Source organism: Sphingomonas pruni NBRC 15498, assembly GCF_001598455.1.
GTDB lineage: Bacteria > Pseudomonadota > Alphaproteobacteria > Sphingomonadales > Sphingomonadaceae > Sphingomonas > Sphingomonas pruni.
The window spans coordinates 1-4,936 of sequence record NZ_BCYZ01000125.1 but is presented as its reverse complement, the minus strand read 5'-3'; the positions used below and the strand labels follow the sequence as shown (position 1 = coordinate 4,936).

General features: G+C 66.3%; 6 protein-coding genes and 1 pseudogene. 6 read left to right on the top strand and 1 reads right to left on the bottom strand.

The window, feature by feature from the left end; genetic code table 11:
- The 4 genes and pseudogenes from SPR01S_RS20535 to SPR01S_RS20520 form a co-directional block, all read left to right on the top strand.
- Positions 1–379, top strand: a pseudogene (locus SPR01S_RS20535) (methyl-accepting chemotaxis protein); the annotation flags it as partial.
- 223 nt (positions 380–602) lie between these two features.
- The gene (locus SPR01S_RS20530) at positions 603–1,301 is read left to right on the top strand and encodes an SDR family NAD(P)-dependent oxidoreductase (protein WP_066593577.1); all 699 of its coding nucleotides are present in this window, start codon (positions 603–605) and stop codon (positions 1,299–1,301) included.
- The gene (locus SPR01S_RS20525; protein ID WP_066593574.1) at positions 1,291–2,244 is read left to right on the top strand and encodes a 50S ribosomal protein L11 methyltransferase; all 954 of its coding nucleotides are present in this window, start codon (positions 1,291–1,293) and stop codon (positions 2,242–2,244) included. The genes SPR01S_RS20530 and SPR01S_RS20525 overlap by 11 nt, the downstream gene beginning before the upstream one ends.
- An 18-nt stretch (positions 2,245–2,262) precedes the next feature.
- The gene (locus SPR01S_RS20520) at positions 2,263–2,574 is read left to right on the top strand and encodes a hypothetical protein (RefSeq protein ID WP_157082388.1); all 312 of its coding nucleotides are present in this window, start codon (positions 2,263–2,265) and stop codon (positions 2,572–2,574) included.
- 28 nt (positions 2,575–2,602) lie between these two features.
- On the opposite strand, the gene phhA is transcribed toward SPR01S_RS20520, so the two are convergent.
- Positions 2,603–3,484: a phenylalanine 4-monooxygenase gene (gene phhA, locus SPR01S_RS20515; protein WP_066593569.1), complete on the bottom strand. Its 882-nt coding sequence runs from the start codon at positions 3,482–3,484 to the stop codon at positions 2,603–2,605.
- Positions 3,485–3,507: 23 nt separating this feature from the next.
- On the opposite strand from phhA, the gene SPR01S_RS20510 reads away from it, so the two are divergent.
- Positions 3,508–4,179 carry a TIGR02117 family protein gene (locus SPR01S_RS20510; protein WP_245662156.1) on the top strand — a complete coding sequence of 224 codons (672 nt, stop codon included), beginning with the start codon at positions 3,508–3,510 and terminating at the stop codon, positions 4,177–4,179.
- On the top strand, positions 4,170–4,936 hold a 767-nt coding region (locus SPR01S_RS20505; RefSeq protein WP_245662154.1), incomplete at its 3' end, for a lipase family alpha/beta hydrolase. The genes SPR01S_RS20510 and SPR01S_RS20505, both read left to right, overlap by 10 nt.

The window sequence follows — 4,936 nt, the reverse complement described above, 5'->3', positions numbered from 1 at the left end:
GAAGAGTCTGGCCAACCAGACCGCGCGCGCGACCGACGACATCGCCGCCAAGATCGCCGCGATCCAGTCCGCCACGCGTTCGACCGTCGACACCAATGCCAGCATCAAGGCGACCGTTGCCGAGGTGCAGGAATCGGCGTCGCGCATCCGTTTTGCGATGGAGGCACAGGCACAGACGGTGACCGCGATCACCGCGGCGGTCGACGAAACCGCGCTTGCCGCCGATTCGATGTCGAACACGATTGCGACCATCCGCGAGGACACCGAAGCCGTCGCCAGTGAAATGGGGGCACTGGCCAGCGACGTCAGCGATGTCGACGACCGGCTGGGCGGGCTGAAAGACGCAGCCGACCTGTTTTCGACGAGCGTGGCGGCGTAACTCTCTCTAATCCTCCCCGGAACGGGGAGGGGGACCAAGGCGCGCAGCGACTTGGTGGAGGGGGCCCACGACAAACGAGCAACAGGCCAGGCGGTAGGTGGAGGGAGGGCCCCCTCCACCACGCGCTAACGCGCGCGGTCCCCCTCCCCGTTCCGGGGAGGAATTGGGTCCCCCCACCCCGGAGGCATTGCCCGGCGCGGGTCCACCCCGTAATCCCCGCCGCATGACCAACATCCTCCTGACCGGCAGCAGCCGCGGCATCGGCGCCGCGATCGCCCAGGTCCTTTCCGCCAGTGACGGCGTCCGCTTGATCGGCCACGGCACCGCGAGCGGAATCCCGGCCGACTTCTCCGACCCCGCCGGCCCGCGCCAATTGTGGGACAAGGCGCTCGCCGAGCTCGGCACGATCGACGTCGTGATCAACAATGCCGGAGTGTTCGAGGACAATCCGATCGACCGTTCCGACGATGACTGGGTTGCCGGCTGGGAGCGCACGATGCGGATCAACCTGACCGCCAGCGCCGAATTGTGCCGCTTCGCGGTCCGGCATTGGCAGGAGCGCCAGTCGGGCGGGCGTATCGTCAACGTCGCTAGCCGCGCCGCCTATCGCGGCGACAGCCCCAATCACTGGCATTATGCTGCATCCAAGGCCGGGATGGTGGCGATGACCAAGTCGATCGCGCGCGGTTATGCCGCTCAGGGCATCCTGGCCTTCGCGGTCTGCCCGGGCTTCACCATGACCGGCATGGCGGAAGACTATCTGGCGAGCCGGGGCGGCGACAAACTGCTCGCCGACATCCCGCTCGGCCGCGTCGCCGATCCCGAGGAAGTCGCCAACGCCGTCGCCTATCTCGCGACCTCCGCACCACCGTCGATGACCGGCGCGGTGATCGACGTGAACGGGGCGAGCTATGTCCGCTGAGGCGGAGCGCACAATCGGCAGCTGGCGGCTGACCCTGCCCTGCACGCGTGCCGAGGCCGAAGCGATCGACGCCGCCGAGATCGCGATCGACGCCGTGCTGATGACGACAGAGGACGTCGAGGACGATGTCGAACGCTGGCGGCTCGACGCTTATAGCGAGGCCAAGCCCGACGCGACGATGATCGCGGCGATCCGCGCGCTCGTGCCGAGCGCGGCCGAGGTCGAGCCGGTAGTCGAGCCGCTCTATGACGAGGATTGGGTGACCCTGAGCCAGGCCGGGCTCGAGCCGATCCGCGAGGGCCGTTTCGTCGTCCATACCAGCGCGCATCCGATCGAGCCGCCGGCGGGCGGACGCGCTTTCCTGATTGATGCCGGTCGCGCCTTCGGCACCGGGCACCACGCCACGACCTCGGGCTGCCTGGCGATGCTCGACGCGATGGCGGAGCGCCGCTTCGCCAACGTCATCGATATCGGCACCGGCACCGGCCTGCTCGCCTTCGCCGCGCGGCATCTGTGGCCCGCGGCGCGGGTGATGGCGACCGATATCGATCCGATGGCGATCGACGTGACGCGCGAGAATGCCGAGGCCAATGCCATCGCCGGCGTCGAGCTGATCGTCGCCGACGGTGCGCTCGACGACGCGATCACAGCCGCCGCGCCTTATGACCTGATCATCGCCAATGTGCTCGCCGGGCCGCTCGTCTCGATGGCGCCGGAGCTTGCGGCGATCGCGGCGCCGGGTGCGACGATCGTGCTGGCCGGTCTGCTCGAAACGCAACGCGATCAGGTGGTTGAAGCCTATGCCGCCTGCGGTTGCACTCTGCTACAGACAGACCGGCGTGGCGACTGGACGATCCTGAAGCTCGAAGGCGGCATGGTACGCTACGTGCCGACCAAGCCGTTCGATCCCAAGGGCCGAGACGGCTGGGCATTGGACATCTGAGTCTCGAAAGGGGGATTTATGAAGCGTGCCTTCCCGTTGACCCTAGCCATGCTGATCCTCGCCGGGTGCAGCGGCGGCGGTCCCGCCGGCAATTCGAGCTCGAGTTTCGACAAGGGATTCGTCGATTCCTTCCGGCCTAAGTTCATCGCGGAGTGCCAGGCGGGTGCGCAGAAAACGTCGGGAACGACCAAGGATTTCTCGGTCGTGTGCGGCTGCGTCGCCGACAAATTGATCGCCACCAAGAGCGTAGGCGAACTGATGACCGGTCCGTCGCAGGAAGACACCAAGCGCTATGCCGAGCAATGCTTCCGCGAGCATCCGGTCAGTTAGACCGATCCGCTCAGCTTGAAGAGTTCGTTCAACTAACGATTGCCGGCCCCTTGCCCCGCGCATAATCCTGCGTGCCGCGGGTGATCACGCGATCCTCCGGCAGGATTTCAGCGATGCGGATATCCGGTTGCGCCTTGAGCGTCTCGTAGAGCGGCGCGAAATCCGTCTCCACCGTCACGCGGAGCAATTCGTCGAAGCTGGGGATGACGAAATAATTCTGCTGGAAATCGTCGATCCGGTACTCAGTCCGCATCACCCGGGCGAGGTCGAAGCCGATCCGGTTGGGGCTGGGGTCGTCGAGCGCGAACTGGCTTTCGGCATAGCTCGACACGATGCCCGAGCCATAGATGCGCAGGCCCTCGGGCTCGGCGATCAGGCCGAATTCGACCGTGTACCAATAGAGCCGGCCGAGATATTTGAGCGCGTCGAGGCCCAAGGCGCGCTGGCCGCCTTGGCCATAGACGGCAAGATAATCGGCGAACACGGGATCGGCGAGCATCGGCACGTGGCCGAACACGTCGTGGAAGACGTCGGGTTCCTGGAGATAATCGAGCTGGTCCGGCCGCCGGATGAAATTGCCGGCGACGAAGCGGCGATTGGCCATATGGTCGAAGAACACGTCGTCGGGAACGAGACCGGGAACGGCGACGACTTGCCATCCGGTCAGCTTCATCAGCCGCTCGGACAATTCCTCGAAATCGGGAATGCCGGGCTTGCTGAGCTTGAGCACGTCCAGCCCGCGCAGATAGGCTTCGGATGCGCGGCCGGGCAGCAATTTCGCCTGGCGCGCGAAGAGCGTGTCCCAGGTGGCGTGCTCTCCGGCCGTATAGTGCGACCAATCCTGCGGAATCGTCCAGTCGGACGCAGCACCGGGCGGCGGAGAATCGAGAACGTGCGTTTCAGTTGCCATTGAAACCATCTATCACGGCGGCCGTGGGGAGAGAAATCCTGTCGCGCGCCGCGAGCGTCCTGGGCTGGGTCGGCCGATCGCTGATCCTCGTTATTCTGGCCTATGTCACGGCGGGGATGGTCGGCGGCTCAATTCCGGCCAATCCGGGATGGACACCGCCGGCGCAGGGCGTGCGGATCCTGGTCGAGGATAACGGCATCCATACCGGGCTCGTCCTGCCGGTCCGCGCCGCCGGCATCGACTGGAGCCGGGATTTCCCGGCCGGCGACATCGCCGATCCGCGCTATGCCGAGTTCAATTGGGTCGCCATCGGCTGGGGCGATCGCGCTTTCTATGTCGAGACGCCGACCTGGAGCGACGTCCATCCGCTCACCGTCTTGCGCGCGGCGATCGGCAGTGCCCGCACCGTGCTGCATGTCGAGCATGTCGACGAGCCGCCGCTTGCGCCGGGCACGCGCGCGATCGTGCTGAGCGAAGAGCAATATCGCCGGCTGGTGGCCTATATCCGCGCCTCGCGTGGGCCGGGCGGCAAGGTCGCGGGCGGATACGACGTCAATGACGTCTTTTACGATGGCCGCGGATCGTACAACGCGATCCGGACATGCAACGAATGGACCGGTGGCGCGCTTAGAGCCGCGGGAGCGAGAATAGGCGCATGGACACCCTTTCCGATCGACGTGATGGCATGGTTCTGACCCCGCCGAGCAAGGCGCAATGGGCGGCCGAATTGCCGCGCATGGTCGGCACGATCGCGCGCATCCCGGTCGAATGGCCCGAGCTGATGAAGGCGCCGGCGGGCGACGGGCGGCCGGTCATGCTGTTGCCCGGGCTGTTCAATTCGGACCGGTCGAACGTAGTGATGAAGCGCTATCTGACCGCGCTGGGCTATCGCGTCGAGGGGTGGCGGCTTGGGCGCAATCGCGGCGCCAAGGCGATCGGATCGGAAGGCGAGAAATTGCTCGCGCGGCTTGAGGCCTATCATTCAGACGCCGGCGAGCCGGTGACCCTGATCGGGGTCAGCCTGGGCGGGATCATGGCGCGCTTCCTGGCGCATCGCGCGCCTGCGATGGTGCGCGAGGTGATCACCGTCAGCTCGCCCTTTGCCGGCGATCCGCATGCGACCAATGTCTGGCGCGCGTTCGAATGGCTGACCGGCGAAAAGGTCGATTCGCCCGACGTCGTCGCGCGCCGCGAGGAGATCGCGCGGCCGCTGCCGGTGCCGTCGACCGCGATCTGGTCGGCGAGCGACGGTTTGGTCAACGGCGCTTTGTGCCACGACCCGCAATGCCGCGAGATCGAGATCGTCAGCAGCCATATGGGCGTGCAGATGCACCCGGACACGCTGCGCGCGGTGGCGGGGGGTTGGGTGGAGAAAAGGCGGAAGCTTAGCCCCTCCCCTTCAGGGGAGGGGTTAGGGGTGGGGCAGTGCCCCAAACCAATTGCTCGCGGATA